This is a genomic window from Citrobacter sp. wls717, assembly GCF_005280955.1.
Classification (GTDB): domain Bacteria; phylum Pseudomonadota; class Gammaproteobacteria; order Enterobacterales; family Enterobacteriaceae; genus Citrobacter; species Citrobacter werkmanii.
In genome coordinates this window covers 97,388-115,062 of the sequence record NZ_SZWW01000038.1, presented here as the reverse complement: position 1 = coordinate 115,062, position 17,675 = coordinate 97,388, and the positions used below count along the sequence as shown (strand labels likewise).

Genomic DNA, 17,675 nt, shown 5'->3' with positions numbered 1-17,675 from the left:
ATGGAGTTCGCTTTTTATATCTGTGGCCTGATAGCCATTCTCGCAACCTTGCGGGTGATCACCCACACCAATCCGGTACACGCACTGCTGTATCTGATTATTTCGCTGCTGGCGATTTCCGGGGTGTTCTTCTCGTTAGGCGCTTACTTCGCCGGTGCGCTGGAAATTATCGTCTACGCGGGCGCCATCATGGTGCTGTTCGTGTTCGTGGTAATGATGCTCAACCTCGGTGGTTCTGAAATTGAACAGGAACGCCAATGGCTGAAACCGCAGGTGTGGATTGGTCCGGCGATTCTGTCGGCCATCATGCTGGTCGTGATTGTGTACGCCATTCTGGGCGTTAACGATCAGGGCATCGACGGTACGCCAATTAGCGCGAAAGCGGTCGGTATTTCCCTGTTCGGACCGTATGTACTGGCGGTCGAACTGGCTTCGATGCTGCTGCTGGCGGGCCTGGTTGTGGCCTTCCACGTGGGTCGCGAAGAGCGTTCAGGTGAAGTACTGAGCAATCGCACCGATGACCGTGCGAAAAGAAAAACGGAGGAGCACGCATGATCCCCTTACAACATGGACTGATCCTCGCGGCTGTCTTATTCGTGCTGGGCTTAACCGGTCTGGTTATCCGCCGCAATCTGCTGTTTATGCTGATTGGGCTGGAAATCATGATTAACGCCTCCGCGCTGGCCTTTGTGGTCGCCGGAAGCTACTGGGGCCAGACCGATGGTCAGGTGATGTACATTCTCGCCATCAGCCTCGCGGCTGCGGAAGCGAGCATTGGACTTGCGCTGTTGCTGCAACTTCATCGCCGTCGCCAGAACCTGAACATCGATTCAGTAAGTGAGATGCGTGGATGAACATGCTTGCCTTAACCATTATTCTGCCATTTATTGGCTTTGTATTACTGGCGTTCTCTCGCGGTCGTTGGTCAGAAAATCTGTCCGCTACCGTGGGCGTTGGCTCTATTGGCCTGGCTGCGCTGGTGACGGCGTTTGTTGGCGTTGACTTCTTTGCTAATGGTCAACAAGCCTACAGTCAGCCGCTGTGGACGTGGATGTCTGTCGGTGACTTCAACATCGGTTTTAACCTGGTGCTGGATGGCCTGTCGCTGACTATGCTCAGCGTGGTGACCGGCGTCGGTTTCCTGATCCACATGTTCGCCTCCTGGTATATGCGTGGAGAAGAGGGCTACTCTCGTTTCTTCGCTTACACCAACCTGTTTATCGCCAGCATGGTGGTTCTGGTACTGGCGGATAACCTGCTGCTGATGTATCTCGGTTGGGAAGGCGTGGGCCTGTGTTCCTATCTGCTGATCGGTTTCTACTACAGCGATCCGAAGAATGGCGCTGCGGCAATGAAAGCCTTCGTGGTGACCCGTGTCGGTGACGTGTTCCTCGCCTTCGCGCTGTTCATCCTCTACAACGAGCTGGGCACGCTGAACTTCCGCGAAATGGTCGAACTGGCGCCTGCGCACTTTGCCGACGGCAACAACATGCTGATGTGGGCGACCTTGATGCTGCTGGGTGGTGCGGTAGGTAAATCCGCGCAGCTGCCGTTGCAGACCTGGCTTGCTGACGCGATGGCCGGCCCGACGCCTGTCTCCGCGCTGATCCACGCCGCGACGATGGTTACCGCTGGTGTCTACCTGATTGCACGTACCCATGGTCTGTTCCTGATGACCCCGGAAATCCTGCATCTGGTGGGGATTATCGGTGCGATCACGCTGGTGCTGGCAGGTTTTGCCGCGCTGGTACAGACCGACATCAAACGCGTTCTCGCTTACTCCACCATGAGCCAGATTGGCTACATGTTCCTGGCGCTCGGCGTTCAGGCATGGGATGCGGCGATTTTCCACTTGATGACTCACGCCTTCTTTAAAGCGCTGCTGTTCCTGGCGTCCGGCTCGGTTATCCTGGCCTGTCATCACGAACAGAACATCTTCAAGATGGGCGGCCTGCGTAAATCTATTCCGCTGGTGTATCTCTGCTTCCTGGTGGGCGGCGCGGCGCTGTCGGCTCTGCCGCTGATTACCGCAGGCTTCTTCAGTAAGGATGAGATTCTGGCCGGTGCGATGGCGAACGGTCATATCAATCTGATGGTTGCAGGACTGGTCGGTGCGTTTATGACCTCGCTGTACACCTTCCGAATGATTTTCATCGTATTCCACGGTAAAGAACAAATTCACGCTCACGCCGGGAAGGGGATTACCCATCATCTGCCGCTGATTGTGCTGATGATCCTGTCCACCTTTGTTGGCGCGCTGATCGTACCGCCGCTGCAGGGAGTGCTGCCTGCAACGACCGAACTTGAGCATGGTCGCGTCATGACGCTGGAAATTACCTCTGGTATCGTCGCGATTGCGGGCATCCTGATCGCAGCATGGCTGTGGCTGGGTAAACGTACGCTTGTGACGTCGATTGCCAACAGTGCGCCGGGCCGTCTGCTGGGTACCTGGTGGTATAACGCCTGGGGCTTTGACTGGTTGTACGACAAAGTATTCGTTAAGCCGTTCCTGGGCATTGCCTGGCTGCTGAAACGCGACCCGCTGAACTCAATGATGAACATTCCGGCTGTCCTTTCCCGCTTTGCAGGTAAAGGCCTGTTGTTAAGCGAGAACGGTTATCTGCGCTGGTATGTGGCATCAATGAGCATCGGCGCCGTCGTTGTGCTGGCACTGTTGATGGTACTGCGTTGAGTTTGAGGGTTGGTATTGTGCCCGACACAACAAACCCAAAGAGAATTTTTAAAATTCGTTGAAAATCAGGTCCAAAAGGACAGGCGTTATCGGCAAAGTCAGAGTGGACACCGCCTGCGCACAGCAACCGGAGCGTACTGAAGTACGTGAGGGTTGCGAGCACAGCCGGGGTTCGCTATGACGAGTGAGATAGCCTGAACGGGACTTAAACAAGGAACAAAGATCACCATGTTATTACCTTGGTTGATATTAATCCCTTTCATCGGTGGCTTCCTGTGCTGGCAGACCGAACGCTTTGGCGTGAAGGTGCCGCGCTGGATCGCGCTGATTACCATGGGACTGACGCTGGCGCTTGGCCTGCAACTGTGGTTGCAGGGCGGCTATTCACTGACGCAATCTGCGGGTATTCCGCAGTGGCAGTCTGAGTTTGTCCTGCCGTGGATCCCACGTTTTGGCATCTCTATCCATTTAGCAATCGACGGCTTGTCGCTGCTGATGGTAGTGCTGACCGGTCTGCTCGGCGTTCTGGCGGTCCTTTGCTCCTGGAATGAAATCGAAAAATACCAGGGCTTCTTCCACCTGAACCTGATGTGGATCTTAGGCGGCGTGATCGGCGTGTTCCTGGCCATCGACATGTTCCTGTTCTTCTTCTTCTGGGAAATGATGCTGGTGCCGATGTACTTCCTGATCGCGCTGTGGGGGCATAAAGCCTCTGACGGGAAAACGCGTATCACGGCGGCGACCAAGTTCTTCATTTATACCCAGGCGAGTGGTCTGGTGATGTTGATTGCCATCCTGGCGCTGGTGTTTGTGCACTACAAAGCGACCGGCGTGTGGACCTTCAACTATGAAGAGCTGCTGAATACCCCGATGTCTCATGGCGTGGAATACCTGCTGATGCTGGGCTTCTTCATCGCCTTTGCGGTGAAAATGCCAGTGGTTCCGCTGCATGGCTGGTTGCCGGACGCGCACTCCCAGGCTCCGACCGCAGGTTCCGTTGACCTGGCGGGGATCTTGCTGAAAACCGCAGCCTACGGTCTGCTGCGTTTCTCTCTGCCGCTGTTCCCGAACGCGTCGGCGGAGTTTGCGCCTATCGCCATGTGGCTTGGCGTAATTGGTATCTTCTACGGCGCGTGGATGGCCTTTAATCAGTACGACATCAAACGTCTGATTGCCTATACCTCCGTATCCCACATGGGCTTCGTGCTGATTGCTATCTACACCGGCAGCCAACTGGCCTACCAGGGCGCGGTAATTCAGATGATTGCGCACGGTCTGTCCGCAGCCGGTCTGTTCATCCTGTGTGGTCAGCTGTACGAACGTCTGCACACGCGTGACATGCGTATGATGGGTGGTCTGTGGGGCAAAATGAAATGGTTGCCTGCGCTGTCCATGTTCTTCGCAGTCTGTACGCTGGGTATGCCGGGTACAGGTAACTTCGTTGGCGAATTTATGATTCTGTTCGGCAGCTACCAGGTGGTTCCGGTTATTACCGTGATCTCGACCTTTGGTCTGGTGTTTGCCTCTGTATACTCGCTGGCGATGCTGCATCGCGCTTACTTTGGTAAGGCGAAGAGCCAGATTGCCAGTGTAGAACTGCCAGGGATGTCGCTGCGTGAGCTGTTTATCATCCTGTTGCTGGTCGTGCTTCTGGTACTGCTTGGCTTCTATCCGCAGCCGATTCTGGATACCTCGCATTCTGCGATGAGCAACATCCAGCAGTGGTTTGTTAATTCCGTTACTACTACAAGGCCGTAAATCGCCATGACAATAACTCCACAACACCTGATTGCGCTGCTACCGCTGCTGATCGTCGGCTTGACGGTGGTGGTTGTGATGCTCTCCATTGCGTGGCGACGCAATCACTTCCTCAATGCCACGCTGTCGGTCATTGGGCTTAACGCCGCGTTGGTTTCGCTCTGGTTTGTTGGCCAGGCGGGCGCCATGGACGTCACCCCGCTGATGCGGGTTGACGGTTTCGCCATGCTCTATACCGGGCTGGTGCTGCTGGCGAGTCTTGCCACCTGTACCTTTGCTTACCCGTGGCTGGAAGGTTACGACGACAACCGGGAAGAGTTCTACCTGCTGGTGCTGATTGCTGCACTCGGCGGTATTCTGCTGGCAAATGCTAACCATCTGGCGGCGCTGTTCCTCGGTATCGAACTGATTTCTCTGCCGCTGTTTGGTCTGGTTGGCTATGCGTTCCGTCAGAAACGTTCTCTGGAAGCCAGTATCAAATACACCATTCTGTCTGCCGCAGCGTCTTCCTTCCTGCTGTTCGGTATGGCGCTGGTGTACGCGCAGTCTGGCAACCTGTCGTTTGTAGCGCTCGGTAAGAGCCTTGGCGACGGCATGCTGCACGAACCGCTGCTGCTGGCGGGCTTCGGTCTGATGATTGTTGGCCTCGGCTTTAAACTCTCGCTGGTTCCGTTCCACCTGTGGACGCCAGACGTATACCAGGGCGCTCCGGCTCCGGTTTCCACCTTCCTGGCGACGGCGAGCAAAATCGCTATCTTCGGCGTAGTGATGCGTCTGTTCCTGTATGCGCCGGTTGGCGACAGCGAAGCGGTACGTACCGTGCTGGGCGTGATCGCCTTTGCTTCCATCATCTTCGGTAACCTGATGGCGCTGAGCCAGACCAACATCAAGCGTCTGCTCGGTTACTCCTCCATCTCTCACCTCGGCTATCTGCTGGTGGCGTTGATTGCCCTGCAGAGCGGCGAGATGTCGATGGAAGCGGTTGGCGTTTACCTGGCCGGTTACCTGTTCAGCAGCCTCGGCGCGTTCGGTGTGGTCAGCCTGATGTCCAGCCCGTACCGTGGCCCGGATGCCGATTCTCTGTTCTCCTACCGTGGTCTGTTCTGGCATCGCCCGATCCTCGCAGCAGTGATGACGGTAATGATGCTGTCTCTGGCGGGTATCCCGATGACGCTGGGCTTTATCGGTAAGTTCTACGTGTTGGCGGTCGGTGTGCAGGCTAACCTGTGGTGGCTGGTTGCTGCCGTGGTGGTCGGTTCCGCGATTGGTCTGTACTACTACCTGCGTGTTGCCGTGAGCCTGTACCTGAGCGCGCCGCAACAGCTGAACCGCGATGCGCCGTCTAACTGGCAGTATAGCGCGGGCGGGATTGTGGTGCTGATTTCGGCTCTGTTGGTGCTGGTGCTGGGTATCTGGCCGCAACCGCTGATCAGCATTGTGCAGTTAGCGGCACCGCTGATGTAATACATCATGCTGTAAACAAAAAAGAGTCTGGGCAATGTCCAGACTCTTTTTTTTATCTATATTGTGATGCCATAGGTCTGAAGTTTCTGTATAAATTTAATCGCACCCTTAAAGTTTAAGTGGTCGCCATCCTGAAAGTCGTGACGAGTAAAGTCCGGGTCACCACTCATATCGATAAGTACAATATTTTCCTTATTTAATGTGATTTTTTGGTAAAATGAAAAAGCCTCATTGAACATTTCTTTATCAATGTTTTCTATATATTTCTGTGGCTGAGGGGGGAATACTATATACATAGCGTATTTATTCTTCTCAGCATTGTGGACCATTTTCTCAACATTACGAGAATTCGAACTCAATGATTCCTTATGACGAAAAAGTTTGGAGTGATTGCTGCCGCGCTGTATGCTGAGTTTGTCCATTTCTTCTTCGCACATTGAACTTTCATTTCTTTGCTCATCAATTAACATATGAAAGTCAAAGCTGAGATATTTATTGTTAACAATGTCTGTTATTGCAGCTATCAACTTTGCTTCGGATATAAATAAACTTAACAGGTTTTTTTCAATGCTACTGCTAATTGACGCTGGTTGATATATCTCATCATGATTGCTGGTGAAAATTTCTTCATCATATTGAATGTATGGGATATTATTTTTTTTGGCGAAAAATTTAAGCTCCTTAAATACGCCACTGTTAAAGGTGCCTTTACTTCTGGCCAATTCATGGTGTAAATCAAAAAAACTCGTGATATGAATATGGTTTTTTAACTTGCCACTCTGAGACAGATGTTCAGTGATAGCCAGGGCAAAGGCAGTATCACCACTTTTAACGGACATATTGGCTGTACAGGTAGCCAATTGCGTTGGTACACCCCACCAGGCATATGACGACCCGGTAACGACATTATCAATAATCTGTGTATTATATTTTTTGTATTCATGTTCCAGATACATGGCATATTTTTTGTTAGTCCCACAAGTCACACGTAGAGGACTATAGTAGATGTAAGAGAAGACATTCGCGCAGTCGAATTTTCTTCTTAAAATATGGCTTCCTTCATCATCATAGATGAGAATTTTAGTTGCATTATCGGGTGACGGATGATTGATGGACTGGATACAGTGTTCAACGTCTGCGGTGATGTCCAGATGTACAAGTTGTGACTGAAAACAATCCGCGATAATGGTACTAAAACTGAGATAATGACTATGGGTGCCATAAAAGAAAATCTTATATTGCGCGGAGCGCAGGAGCGTCATCCAGTATTCTGAAATTATAGGAAGAATAATGTCTACGTCTTTTTCAGTGATATCTCTTGTCGTGAGCGGTATGAGGTTATTGATTAAGGTGACAGATTGTTCATTCTCCTCTATATGTTGCTGGCCTGCGATTAAAGTATTCTTGATATTGTCGATGTCTAAATTAAGTTTGTATTTGGCCAGGGATTTTGCATGTTTTTGGAGATCTTTTATGAAACGGTGTTTATCCACGTCACTGCCTGCTTAGAAATGTGAAAATCATGTAGGATAATTGTTGAGGCTATTTTTTGACTCAACGGCTGATATCTAAAAGCGGCAATTTTTAATGATAATTAAAGGGAGGGTATGGTAAAGAGATTTTTTTGTGGGGGAACGACTCCCTTACTCGTTGGAGAACCGCAGAGTAAGGGGGGCTGGTTGGGCGTCAGGCTGAAAGCTGACGGCTCACCAGTGGACCGCTAATGTCTTTCGCTGCGCGCTCCATGACTTCCTGAATCACAGAAGAGAGCTCATTGACCTCAAATTTTGCCACATAACCATCAGCTTTAACCCGGCGAACGTGATCTTCATTGGCGCTACCGGAAAGCGAGGAGTGGATAACGACCGGGATTTTCTTCAGGCGTTCATCGGTCTTGATTTTACGGGTAAGCGTAAAACCGTCCATCTCCGGCATTTCCAGGTCGGTGAGCACCAGGGCTATCTTCTCAGTGATTGGCTTACCTTCCGCCTGCGCTTCTGCGGAAAGCTGCTGGATTTTTTCCCACGCATCCTTACCTGTCACATGCATCTGATGCGGGATTTCCATGGCGTTAAGCCCTTTCTCCAGCATCGCGCGCGCGACTTTCGAATCTTCTGCCACAATCGCCACCGCACCCGGCGTGATGTTGAATTTACTGGTTTTCAGGTCTGTCGCGCGTAAATCGTGATTGGACGGTACGATGTCGTAAAGAATTTGTTCAACATCGAGTACCAGCGCCAGGTTGTTGGTCTCTTTGTCGTCATCCAGGCAGGCGATACTGGTGATGTAGCGACCGTTGACGGCTTTCTCGGCGGTATGTACCTGTTGCCAGTCCAGACGCATAATGTTTTCCACTGACTCCACCGCAAACGCCTGTACGCTGCGGGCGTATTCCGTAATGAGCAGGATGTTGAGCCCGGTCTCTGGTTTACAGCCCGCCACCGCCGGCAGGTCAATCACCGGGATCACTTGATCGCGAATGTTCACCATACCTAACAGTGGAGCTTTCATTCCCGCCGGACGCGTAAACGTCGGCATCGGCACGATTTCACGCAGTTTGAATACGTTGATGCCAAACAGCTCTGATTTCTGCTCCTCGATGGATTTGCCGAGGCGAAACAGCAGCAGTTCAAAACGGTTAGACAGGGTTAGATTGGTCCTGTCATCAATATCTTTCTGGAAATTGTTCATCCTGTCCTCAGTGTGAAAGCCAGCCTTTTCTCTGTTATCGGCACTGAGGCGAAAAAATAGAGCGTTAAACGGTGAAAATGGCGAAATCGTGAGCCAGTTCTGTTGCCGGGAATAGCGTTCTGCACTCTTCGAGTAATCGCTGACAGCCTTTTTCATCGTAGCGTGAGCTAACGTGGGTCATGATCAAGCGTCCGACACCCGCTTTAAGCGCCAGTTGCGCGGCTTGTCGGGTTGAACTGTGTCCACGGCTATTGGCCTTCTCCTCCATTGACGCGTCCAGTGTAGTTTCATGCACCATCACATCCACGCCATTTGCCAGTTCGAAGGCACTTGCGCAAGGGCCTGTATCGCCGAAAATCGCCACGGATTTTCCCCTGGTGGCCGGGGCAAGAAAGTCGGCACCGTTAATTACGCGACCATCTTCCAGGACGATGGTTTTCCCGGCTTTCAGCTCCTGGAACCACGGACCGGATTTAACACCAGCCGCCTTCAGCGCACTGGCGTTTAGCGCACCTGGTTTGTCGTGTTCTTCAATGCGAAAACCATAGCATTCCAGCGGATGTTCCAGTGGATATGCCGTTACCTTACGCAGGCCGTCATCGACGATTTCACCCGCGGTGATTTCCACAATATCCAGAGGATAGTCAGTCCATGAACCGCTCAGACGCAAAGCGGTTTCGGTAAATTCCCGTAATCCTTTTGGGCCGTAAAGTGTCAGTGGCTTGACGTTCCCGGCCATCGAACGACTACACAGCAATCCAGGTAAACCAAACAGGTGGTCGCCATGCAGGTGGCTGATAAAGATACGGTCGAGTTTTCCCGGATTGAACGGTGTGGCGAGCATTTGATGCTGTGTTCCTTCGCCACAATCGAAAAGCCACAGCCCCGGCTGAGTCGGGTGTTGCAGATTGAGTAAAATTGCCGTTACATTGCGTGAGCGGGTAGGAACTCCCGCTGACGTGCCTAAAAATAGTAATTCCATCTTTGCGTTACACTTTTCGCCATCGCTAAGGCAGGGTGTTCAGGTTATCACAACAAAGGGGCAGACAATGATTCACTGGCAAGATCTCCACCATGCAAAGCTGAGTACACAAGAACTGTATGCCATTCTTCAGCTTCGCTGCGCGGTGTTTGTTGTTGAACAACAGTGTCCATATCAGGATGTAGATGGCGACGATCTGGTTGGCGAAAATCGGCACATTCTGGGCTGGCACAATGATGAGCTGGTGGCGTATGCGAGGATTCTGAAAAGCGATGACGATCTGGAGCCGGTGGTCATTGGCCGGGTGATAGTCAGCGAAGCGCTACGCGGCGCAAAACTGGGGCAACAGTTGATGACCCAGACGCTGGCGTCCTGTGCGCAACACTGGCCGCACAAGGCGCTGTATCTGGGCGCGCAGGCGCATCTGCAACCGTTTTATGCGCGCTTTGGTTTTATGCCGGTGACGGATATTTATGACGAAGACGGGATTCCGCACATCGGAATGGCGCGAGAGGCACATCAGGCTTAAACAGGCGCAAACGGTCCAGGTTGTCTATAGTTAGCGGATACGTCAATAGAAAGGGAGAATACAATGTCTTTTCAATCTTATGAATCACGTATCGATGATGATCTGGAACTCTTGAGCGAAACGCTGGAAGAGGTGTTGCGTTCTTCCGGCGATCCGGCCGATCAAAAATATCTTGAGTTAAAAGCGCGGGCGGAGCGGGCGTTAGAAGAGGTGAGAAATCGCGTCAGCCATGCTTCTGACAATTATTATTTCCGCGCGAAAAAGGCCGTTTGCCGGGCGGATGACTATGTGCATGAAAAACCCTGGCGCGGAATTGGCGTTGGCGCCACGGTCGGTTTAGTGATGGGATTATTGTTAGCGCGGCGATAAATTCCGCTCCGTCATCGCATTTGTTCGTACTCCCTAACTCGGGGTACTGCTTTTTCTGTTCAGTACCCCGTATAATGAGAGGTTTTTAACAGGGAGAGGTCCGCGTGCAATCAATCACTACTGCGCTGGAAGGTCTGATGCGTCATTTGTCGCAAGAGATACCGGCAGCACCTGGAATTCGTATTTACGACATACCTTTCCCTCTGAACGATGCGTTTGACGCTTTAGGATGGCTGGCCAGTCAACCCGTCTGGCCCCAGTTTTACTGGCAGCAGCGTAACGGCGACGAAGAAGCCGCTGTGCTGGGGGCTGTCGCCACGTTTTCCTCGCTGGCATCCGCTCAGCAGTTTTTACGTCAGCACGACAATCAACCTGACCTGCGTATCTGGGGCCTCAATGCGTTCGAGCCCCGGCACGGCAATTTGTTGTTACCGCGACTGGAATGGCGACGCTGCGCCGGAGTGGCGAGCTTACGGTTACACCTTTACAGTGATGTTTCGCTGCGTGAAGACGCCGCACGCGCGGTTGAATTTATTTCCACGCTGGCCAATGTTAAACCATTGCCCGCGCTGCGTTTGAGTTTGGCGGGAGAACAGCACTGGCCTGATAAAGCCGGTTGGATAGATCTGATAAAGCTTGCCACGCACACCATTAATGGGGAAGAACTCGACAAAGTTGTGCTGGCGCGAGCGACAGATTTACAGTTTTCACAGTCGGTGAATGCCGCTGCGGTAATGGCTTCCAGCCGTCGCCTGAACCTTAACTGCTACCATTTCTTTATGGCATTCTCTGCCGACTCCGCTTTTCTTGGCTCTTCCCCTGAACGTTTGTATCGGCGGCGCGACACGGCGTTGCGCACCGAAGCGCTGGCCGGAACCGTTGCCAATCACGCCGAGGATCATCGCGCCTGGCAGTTAGGCGACTGGTTGATGAAAGATGATAAAAACCAGCGCGAGAATATGCTGGTGGTCGAGGATATTTGCCAGCGGCTGCAAGGCTGTACGCAAACCCTTGATGTGCTCCCCCCGCAGGTGCTCAGACTGCGCAAGGTGCAGCATCTACGCCGTTGTATCTGGACGGAACTGAATCAGGCCGACGATACGCTCTGCCTGATGCAACTCCAGCCTACGGCGGCAGTTGCAGGCATTCCGCGTGAGCTGGCGCGCGAATTCATCCGGCAAAATGAACCCTTTGAGCGCGAGTGGTATGCCGGTTCTGCGGGTTATCTTTCTCTGCGCCAAAGTGAATTCTGCGTGTCATTACGTTCGGCGAAAATTAACGCCAACGTGGTCCGCCTGTATGCCGGCGCGGGGATCGTGCGTGGTTCAGATCCTGAGCAAGAATGGCAAGAAATAGACAATAAAGCGGCAGGGTTACGTACCTTATTACAGATGGAAGGATAGTGATTTCGTGTATATTTCCGATTCATATCAAAAATCCATTTATTCGATTCTCTATACTGTGTCGCAATATTGATACCGGACAATCTCATGTCAGTAAGCGCATTTAACCGACGCTGGGCGGCGGTCATACTGGAAGCACTCACTCGCCACGGCGTCAGGCATATCTGCATTGCCCCTGGCTCTCGTTCTACACCGTTGACGCTGGCAGCAGCGGAAAATCCTGCTTTTATCCACCATACCCATTTTGATGAGCGTGGTCTTGGGCATCTGGCTTTAGGTCTGGCAAAAGTGAGTCGCCAGCCAGTCACCGTGATTGTCACGTCCGGTACGGCAGTGGCGAACCTGTATCCCGCATTGATTGAAGCGGGCCTGACCGGTGAAAAACTGATTTTACTCACGGCTGACCGACCGCCAGAACTTATCGACTGTGGCGCTAATCAGGCGATTCGTCAGGCCGGCATGTTTGCTTCTCATCCGTCGCAAACGCTCTCTTTACCGCGCCCGACGCAGGACATTCCGGCGAGCTGGCTGGTGTCCACCATTGATAATGCCCTGGCCGCGCTGCATAGCGGGGCGGTTCATATTAATTGCCCCTTTGCGGAACCGCTGTATGGCGACATGGACGAAACGGGTATTGCCTGGCAGCAACGCCTCGGCGACTGGTGGCAGGACGACAAGCCCTGGCTACGTGAAGCGCGTCGGCTGGAAAGCGACAAACAACGTGACTGGTTTTTCTGGCGACAAAAGCGCGGCGTAGTCATCGCGGGTCGTATGAGCGCGGAAGAGGGCAAGAAAGTTGCGCAATGGGCGCAGATGCTCGGTTGGCCGCTGATTGGCGATGTCTTGTCGCAAACCGGACAACCCCTGCCGTGTGCTGACCTGTGGTTGGGGAATGCGAAGGCGGTGACTGAGTTACAGCAGGCGCAGATAGTGGTGCAGCTTGGCAGTAGCCTGACCGGAAAACGACTCCTGCAATGGCAGGCCAGCTGCGATCCGCAGGAATACTGGATTGTCGATAATATCGAAGGTCGCCTCGATCCGGCGCATCATCGTGGGCGCAGGCTGGTGGCGAAGGTGGGTGACTGGCTGGATCTACACCCGGCGGAAAAACGCCAACCCTGGTGCGTGGAAATCCCGCGCCTGGCGCAACTGGCATGGCAGGCGGTGGAAGCCCGTCGCGACGTGTTTGGTGAAGCGCAATTAGCCCATCGTATTCACGAGTATCTGCCCGAACAAGGGCAACTGTTCGTGGGTAACAGTCTGGTCGTGCGCCTGATTGATGCGCTGTCGCAGCTTCCGGCTGGTTTTCCAGTTTATAGCAACCGCGGCGCGAGCGGCATTGACGGTCTGCTGTCAACGGCGGCGGGCGTACAGCGCGCCAGCGCAAAATCAACGTTGGCTATCGTCGGTGATTTATCTGCACTGTATGACCTCAATGCGCTGGCGTTATTGCGTCAGGTTTCCGCGCCGTTTGTCCTGATAGTGGTCAATAATAACGGTGGGCAGATATTTTCCCTGCTGCCGACGCCGGCAAGTGAACGTGAACGGTTCTATCTGATGCCGCAGAACGTGCACTTTGAGCATGCCGCGGCCATGTTTAACCTCAAATATCAGCGCCCAGAAAACTGGGAGCAACTGGAGAGCGCGTTGACAAATGCCTGGCGTACTCCTGCGGCAACGGTTATTGAGCTGGTGGTGAACGAAACTGACGGGGCGCAAACCCTGCAGCAACTGCTGGCGCAGGTAAGCCATCTATGATCCTGCACGCCCAGGCGAGCGTTAGCCAGAGTGGATCACCCTGGCTGGTTTTCCTGCACGGGTTCTCCGGCGACTGTCGGGAATGGCAGACGGTCGGCGAAGCGTTTCAGGATTATTCGCGGCTGTATATCGACCTGCCGGGACACGGCAGTTCCGCCGACATCAAGGTGAGCGGGTTCAATGATGTTTGTATGCTATTGCGTAGCACCTTGCTTAGTTACAACATACTTAGCTACTGGCTGGTGGGATACTCTCTTGGCGGCAGAGTCGCGATGATGGCCGCCTGTCAGGAGATGCCCGGACTTTGCGGTCTGGTCGTTGAAGGTGGACATCCTGGTTTGCAAAGCGAGGAGGCGCGCGTTCAACGTCGCCTTTCAGATGGCCGCTGGGCCGCGCGTTTTCGCGCTGAACCGCTGCGTGAGGTATTTAATGACTGGTATCAACAGCCGGTATTTTCCTCGCTGAATGCGGCGCAAAGAGAGACGCTGGTCGATCTGCGTAGCCAGAATAACGGGCATACACTGGCGGCGATGCTGGAGGCCACCTCGCTTGCCGTACAACCTGATTTACGTGCGCGACTCACTGCGCGCACATTTCCGTTTTATTATTTATGTGGTGAACGTGACGATAAATTCCGCGCGCTGGCGACGGAAATGTCAGTACCAAACCATGTGATTCGTAATGCTGGACACAACGCGCATCGGGACAACCCCGCTGGCGTGGTGGACTGTCTGGCTCAGATTCTGCGTCGCTGACTATAGGACATTTTATGATCTATCCTGATGAAACAATGCTTTACGCACCGGTAGAATGGCACGATTGCTCTGCAGGCTATACCGACATTCTCTACGAGAAATCCACCGACGGTATCGCCAAAATCACCATTAATCGTCCGCAGGTACGCAATGCTTTCCGTCCTGTTACCGTAAAAGAGATGATCCAGGCGCTGGCGGATGCCCGCTATGACGATAACATCGGCGTGATCATTTTGACCGGTGCGGGTGACAAAGCGTTCTGCTCAGGTGGCGATCAGAAAGTGCGTGGCGACTACGGCGGATATCAGGATGACTCCGGTGTGCATCACCTGAACGTGCTGGACTTCCAGCGTCAGATTCGTACCTGCCCGAAACCGGTCGTGGCGATGGTGGCAGGGTACTCCATTGGCGGCGGCCATGTGCTGCATATGATGTGTGACCTGACCATTGCGGCGGAAAACGCCATCTTTGGTCAGACCGGCCCGAAAGTGGGTTCCTTCGACGGCGGTTGGGGTGCCTCTTATATGGCCCGTATCGTTGGTCAGAAAAAAGCGCGTGAGATCTGGTTCCTGTGCCGTCAGTACGATGCGCAACAGGCGCTGGATATGGGCCTGGTCAACACCGTGGTTCCGCTGGCGGATCTGGAGAAAGAGACCGTACGCTGGTGCCGTGAGATGCTGCAAAACAGCCCGATGGCGCTGCGTTGCCTGAAAGCGGCGCTGAACGCCGACTGCGATGGGCAGGCAGGCCTGCAAGAGCTGGCCGGTAACGCCACCATGCTGTTCTACATGACGGAAGAAGGTCAGGAAGGCCGTAACGCCTTTAACCAGAAACGTCAGCCTGACTTCAGCAAATTCAAACGGAATCCGTAATGCGTAGCGCGCAGGTATACCGCTGGCAGATCCCCATGGACGCGGGGGTGATTCTGCGCGACAGGCGGTTAAAAACGCGTGATGGGTTGTATGTTTGTCTGCGTGACGGCGAGCGTGAAGGGTGGGGAGAGATCTCCCCGCTGCCAGGCTTCAGTCAGGAAAGCTGGGAAGAGGCGCAAACCGAGCTGCTGGCCTGGGTGAAAGGCTGGCTGCAAGGGGATGCTTCTTTACCACAACTGCCTTCTGTCGCTTTTGGCGCAAGCTGTGCGCTGGCCGAACTGGCAGACGCTCTGCCGGAGGCTGCAGACTATCGTGCTGCGCCTCTGTGTACGGGCGATCCTGACGATCTGGTGCTGCAACTGGCGGATATGCCGGGCGAAAAAGTCGCCAAGATCAAGGTTGGGCTGTATGAAGCGGTTCGCGACGGGATGGTAGCCAATCTGCTGCTGGAGGCGATTCCGGAGCTGCATCTGCGACTTGACGCCAACCGTGCCTGGACGCCGTTGAAAGCCCAACAGTTCGCGAAATACGTCAATCCAGAGTATCGTGGACGCATTGCCTTCCTTGAAGAGCCATGTAAAACCCGCGATGACTCACGCGCATTCGCGCGTGAAACCGGCATCGCTATCGCCTGGGACGAAAGTCTGCGCGAAGCGGATTTCACCTTTGAAGCCGAAGAGGGTGTCAAGGCTGTGGTTATCAAACCGACGCTGACCGGTAGTCTCGACAAAGTGCGTGAACAGGTTGCGGCAGCGCATGCGCTTGGTCTCACCGCCGTTATCAGTTCATCTATTGAGTCGAGTCTTGGCTTAACCCAACTGGCGAGAATTGCCGCCTGGCTGACGCCGCAGACCATTCCGGGTCTGGACACGCTGAGTCTGATGCAGTGCCAGCAGGTACGCGCCTGGCCGGGTAGCGCGTTGCCGTGTATTGCCGTTGATGCGCTGGAACGCCTGCTATGACCTCATGGGAAACGCCTGCTAGCGCGAGCTTAGCGGGCACTGACTGGCCCTGGCGCGACTGGCGACAGGTTCGTGCGCAGGCGCCAGCCCTGCGCCTCAACGATGAAGTATTAAGCTGGAGTGAGCTTTGCACGCGCGTCGATCATCTGGCCTGCGGGTTTGCCGCTCAGGGCGTGGAAGAGGGCGATGGCGTCCTGCTCCGCGCATGGAATCATCCGCGAGCCTTACTGGCCTGGCTCGCGCTGCTGCAATGTGGGGCGCGGGTTTTACCTGTGAACCCGCAGTTGCCACAGTCGTTGCTTGACGCGCTGGTTCCGGACTTAACGCTACGTTTTGCGTTGGATCTGGAGGCGGCTACCGCGTTCCCGGGGCTGAATCCGTTGCAGATGCAGGCGCTACCTGGCGCACATGCCGCCGCCTGGTTGCCTCAGCGCTTGAGCACAATGACGTTAACCTCAGGTTCCACCGGATTGCCGAAAGCGGCGGTTCACACCTGTCAGGCGCATCTGGCAAGCGCGCAGGGGGTGCTGTCATTAATGCCGTTTGGCGCTGAAGATGACTGGCTGCTTTCATTGCCGCTGTTTCATGTCTCCGGCCAGGGTATTTTATGGCGCTGGTTGTTTGCCGGAGCGCGAATGACCGTGCGCGACAAGCAGCCGCTGGAACAAATGCTGATCGGCTGCACCCATGCCTCGCTGGTCCCTACTCAGTTGTGGCGCTTGTTGGTCAATAAAACACCGTTCACGCTCAAAGCGGTGCTGCTGGGCGGCGCGGCTATTCCTGTTGAGTTGACGGAGCAGGCGCGCGATCAGGGGATTCGCTGCTGGTGCGGTTATGGACTGACGGAATTCGCTTCCACCGTCTGTGCGAAAGAGGCGGATGGTCTGGCAGATGTCGGTTCAGCCTTAGCGGGCAGAGAAGTCAGAATCGTGGATGACGAAGTCTGGCTGCGTGCGGCCAGCATGGCGCAAGGCTACTGGCGCAACGGGCAGCTTACCCCTCTGGTTAACGCGGAAGGCTGGTTTGCCACCCGCGATCGTGGGGTGTTAAAGGACGGCAAATTAACCATTATCGGTCGCATGGACAATCTGTTTTTTAGCGGCGGGGAAGGCATACAGCCAGAAGAAGTGGAACGCGTGATTGCAGCGCATCCGCAGGTTCTGCAGGCCTTTATTGTCCCGTTAGAAGATAAAGAGTTTGGTCATCGTCCGGTGGCGGTCGTTGAGTATGACAGCAATGCTGGCGATGCCAATCTTGCAGAGTGGGTTAAAGATAAGCTGGCCCGTTTTCAGCAACCGGTATGTTGGCTGACGTTGCCGCCCGAGCTCAAAGCCGGAGGGATTAAAATCTCTCGTCGCGCGTTGGCGGATTGGGTAAGTGCTTCATCATTAACATTAAGAAAACATTAATTACATTTCTCATTTTTGCCATTCCGCAGCT

General features: G+C 53.9%; 16 protein-coding genes. 13 read left to right on the top strand and 3 right to left on the bottom strand.

Annotation, left to right across the window (positions count from 1 at the left end; genetic code table 11):
• From nuoJ to nuoN, 5 genes are all read left to right on the top strand, one after another.
• A complete protein-coding gene (nuoJ, locus tag FDX09_RS18820) occupies positions 1 to 555 on the top strand; it encodes an NADH-quinone oxidoreductase subunit J (RefSeq protein WP_003028059.1) in 555 nt (184 codons plus the stop codon).
• On the top strand, positions 552 to 854 hold the full coding sequence (gene nuoK, locus FDX09_RS18815; protein ID WP_006683663.1) for an NADH-quinone oxidoreductase subunit NuoK: 303 nt from the start codon (positions 552 to 554) through the stop codon (positions 852 to 854). Before nuoJ ends, nuoK begins: the two co-directional genes overlap by 4 nt.
• Entirely contained in the window at positions 851 to 2,692 is a 1,842-nt protein-coding gene (gene nuoL / locus FDX09_RS18810; protein WP_069323385.1) for an NADH-quinone oxidoreductase subunit L, read from the top strand. Before nuoK ends, nuoL begins: the two co-directional genes overlap by 4 nt.
• Positions 2,693 to 2,920: 228 nt before the next feature.
• A complete protein-coding gene (gene nuoM, locus FDX09_RS18805; RefSeq protein WP_003027692.1) occupies positions 2,921 to 4,450 on the top strand; it encodes an NADH-quinone oxidoreductase subunit M in 1,530 nt (509 codons plus the stop codon).
• 6 nt (positions 4,451 to 4,456) lie between these two features.
• On the top strand, positions 4,457 to 5,914 hold the full coding sequence (nuoN, locus tag FDX09_RS18800) for an NADH-quinone oxidoreductase subunit NuoN (protein ID WP_038642295.1): 1,458 nt from the start codon (positions 4,457 to 4,459) through the stop codon (positions 5,912 to 5,914).
• Positions 5,915 to 5,970: 56 nt separating this feature from the next.
• Here nuoN and FDX09_RS18795 read toward each other — a convergent pair whose 3' ends face one another.
• From FDX09_RS18795 to rbn, 3 genes are all read right to left on the bottom strand, one after another.
• Complete coding sequence (locus FDX09_RS18795) at positions 5,971 to 7,407, bottom strand: hypothetical protein (RefSeq protein WP_137347693.1); 1,437 nt, start codon at positions 7,405 to 7,407, stop codon at positions 5,971 to 5,973.
• A gap of 193 nt (positions 7,408 to 7,600) precedes the next feature.
• Positions 7,601 to 8,605, bottom strand: a complete 1,005-nt coding sequence (locus tag FDX09_RS18790) for a chemotaxis protein (protein ID WP_038642291.1) — start codon at positions 8,603 to 8,605, stop codon at positions 7,601 to 7,603.
• A 64-nt stretch (positions 8,606 to 8,669) separates the two neighbouring features.
• Entirely contained in the window at positions 8,670 to 9,587 is a 918-nt protein-coding gene (gene rbn, locus FDX09_RS18785; protein ID WP_085047815.1) for a ribonuclease BN, read from the bottom strand.
• Positions 9,588 to 9,654: 67 nt separating this feature from the next.
• On the opposite strand from rbn, the gene FDX09_RS18780 reads away from it, so the two are divergent.
• The 8 genes from FDX09_RS18780 to menE all read left to right on the top strand — a co-directional run bounded on the left by FDX09_RS18780 (position 9,655) and on the right by menE (position 17,644).
• Positions 9,655 to 10,116 carry a GNAT family N-acetyltransferase gene (locus FDX09_RS18780; RefSeq protein ID WP_038642287.1) on the top strand — a complete coding sequence of 154 codons (462 nt, stop codon included), beginning with the start codon at positions 9,655 to 9,657 and terminating at the stop codon, positions 10,114 to 10,116.
• A 63-nt stretch (positions 10,117 to 10,179) separates the two neighbouring features.
• A complete protein-coding gene (elaB, locus tag FDX09_RS18775) occupies positions 10,180 to 10,485 on the top strand; it encodes a stress response protein ElaB (RefSeq protein WP_006683669.1) in 306 nt (101 codons plus the stop codon).
• A 104-nt stretch (positions 10,486 to 10,589) separates the two neighbouring features.
• Positions 10,590 to 11,888 (top strand): isochorismate synthase MenF, encoded by a 1,299-nt coding sequence (gene menF / locus FDX09_RS18770; RefSeq protein ID WP_085047816.1) that lies wholly within the window; start codon positions 10,590 to 10,592, stop codon positions 11,886 to 11,888.
• 87 nt (positions 11,889 to 11,975) lie between these two features.
• A complete protein-coding gene (gene menD / locus FDX09_RS18765; RefSeq protein WP_137347692.1) occupies positions 11,976 to 13,646 on the top strand; it encodes a 2-succinyl-5-enolpyruvyl-6-hydroxy-3-cyclohexene-1-carboxylic-acid synthase in 1,671 nt (556 codons plus the stop codon).
• The gene (gene menH / locus FDX09_RS18760) at positions 13,643 to 14,401 is read left to right on the top strand and encodes a 2-succinyl-6-hydroxy-2,4-cyclohexadiene-1-carboxylate synthase (protein WP_137347691.1); all 759 of its coding nucleotides are present in this window, start codon (positions 13,643 to 13,645) and stop codon (positions 14,399 to 14,401) included. Before menD ends, menH begins: the two co-directional genes overlap by 4 nt.
• A 14-nt stretch (positions 14,402 to 14,415) precedes the next feature.
• Positions 14,416 to 15,273 (top strand): 1,4-dihydroxy-2-naphthoyl-CoA synthase, encoded by an 858-nt coding sequence (gene menB / locus FDX09_RS18755; protein ID WP_038642278.1) that lies wholly within the window; start codon positions 14,416 to 14,418, stop codon positions 15,271 to 15,273.
• Entirely contained in the window at positions 15,273 to 16,235 is a 963-nt protein-coding gene (gene menC / locus FDX09_RS18750) for an o-succinylbenzoate synthase (protein ID WP_038642276.1), read from the top strand. Before menB ends, menC begins: the two co-directional genes overlap by 1 nt.
• Positions 16,232 to 17,644 carry an o-succinylbenzoate--CoA ligase gene (gene menE, locus FDX09_RS18745; RefSeq protein WP_137347690.1) on the top strand — a complete coding sequence of 471 codons (1,413 nt, stop codon included), beginning with the start codon at positions 16,232 to 16,234 and terminating at the stop codon, positions 17,642 to 17,644. The genes menC and menE overlap by 4 nt, the downstream gene beginning before the upstream one ends.
• Positions 17,645 to 17,675: the final 31 nt, after the last annotated feature.

What these genes read in the sequence shown, in the direction of transcription:
- nuoM (WP_003027692.1), top strand. Translation starts at nt 2,921, where the DNA reads ATGTTATTACCTTGGTTGATATTAATCCCTTTCATCGGTGGCTTCCTG.
- nuoN (WP_038642295.1), top strand. Translation starts at nt 4,457, where the DNA reads ATGACAATAACTCCACAACACCTGATTGCGCTGCTACCGCTGCTGATC.
- menD (WP_137347692.1), top strand. Translation starts at nt 11,976, where the DNA reads ATGTCAGTAAGCGCATTTAACCGACGCTGGGCGGCGGTCATACTGGAA.
- nuoK (WP_006683663.1), top strand. Translation starts at nt 552, where the DNA reads ATGATCCCCTTACAACATGGACTGATCCTCGCGGCTGTCTTATTCGTG.
- FDX09_RS18790 (WP_038642291.1), bottom strand. Translation starts at nt 8,605, where the DNA reads ATGAACAATTTCCAGAAAGATATTGATGACAGGACCAATCTAACCCTG.
- nuoJ (WP_003028059.1), top strand. Translation starts at nt 1, where the DNA reads ATGGAGTTCGCTTTTTATATCTGTGGCCTGATAGCCATTCTCGCAACC.
- menB (WP_038642278.1), top strand. Translation starts at nt 14,416, where the DNA reads ATGATCTATCCTGATGAAACAATGCTTTACGCACCGGTAGAATGGCAC.
- menE (WP_137347690.1), top strand. Translation starts at nt 16,232, where the DNA reads ATGACCTCATGGGAAACGCCTGCTAGCGCGAGCTTAGCGGGCACTGAC.
- nuoL (WP_069323385.1), top strand. Translation starts at nt 851, where the DNA reads ATGAACATGCTTGCCTTAACCATTATTCTGCCATTTATTGGCTTTGTA.
- elaB (WP_006683669.1), top strand. Translation starts at nt 10,180, where the DNA reads ATGTCTTTTCAATCTTATGAATCACGTATCGATGATGATCTGGAACTC.
- rbn (WP_085047815.1), bottom strand. Translation starts at nt 9,587, where the DNA reads ATGGAATTACTATTTTTAGGCACGTCAGCGGGAGTTCCTACCCGCTCA.
- menH (WP_137347691.1), top strand. Translation starts at nt 13,643, where the DNA reads ATGATCCTGCACGCCCAGGCGAGCGTTAGCCAGAGTGGATCACCCTGG.
- FDX09_RS18780 (WP_038642287.1), top strand. Translation starts at nt 9,655, where the DNA reads ATGATTCACTGGCAAGATCTCCACCATGCAAAGCTGAGTACACAAGAA.
- menC (WP_038642276.1), top strand. Translation starts at nt 15,273, where the DNA reads ATGCGTAGCGCGCAGGTATACCGCTGGCAGATCCCCATGGACGCGGGG.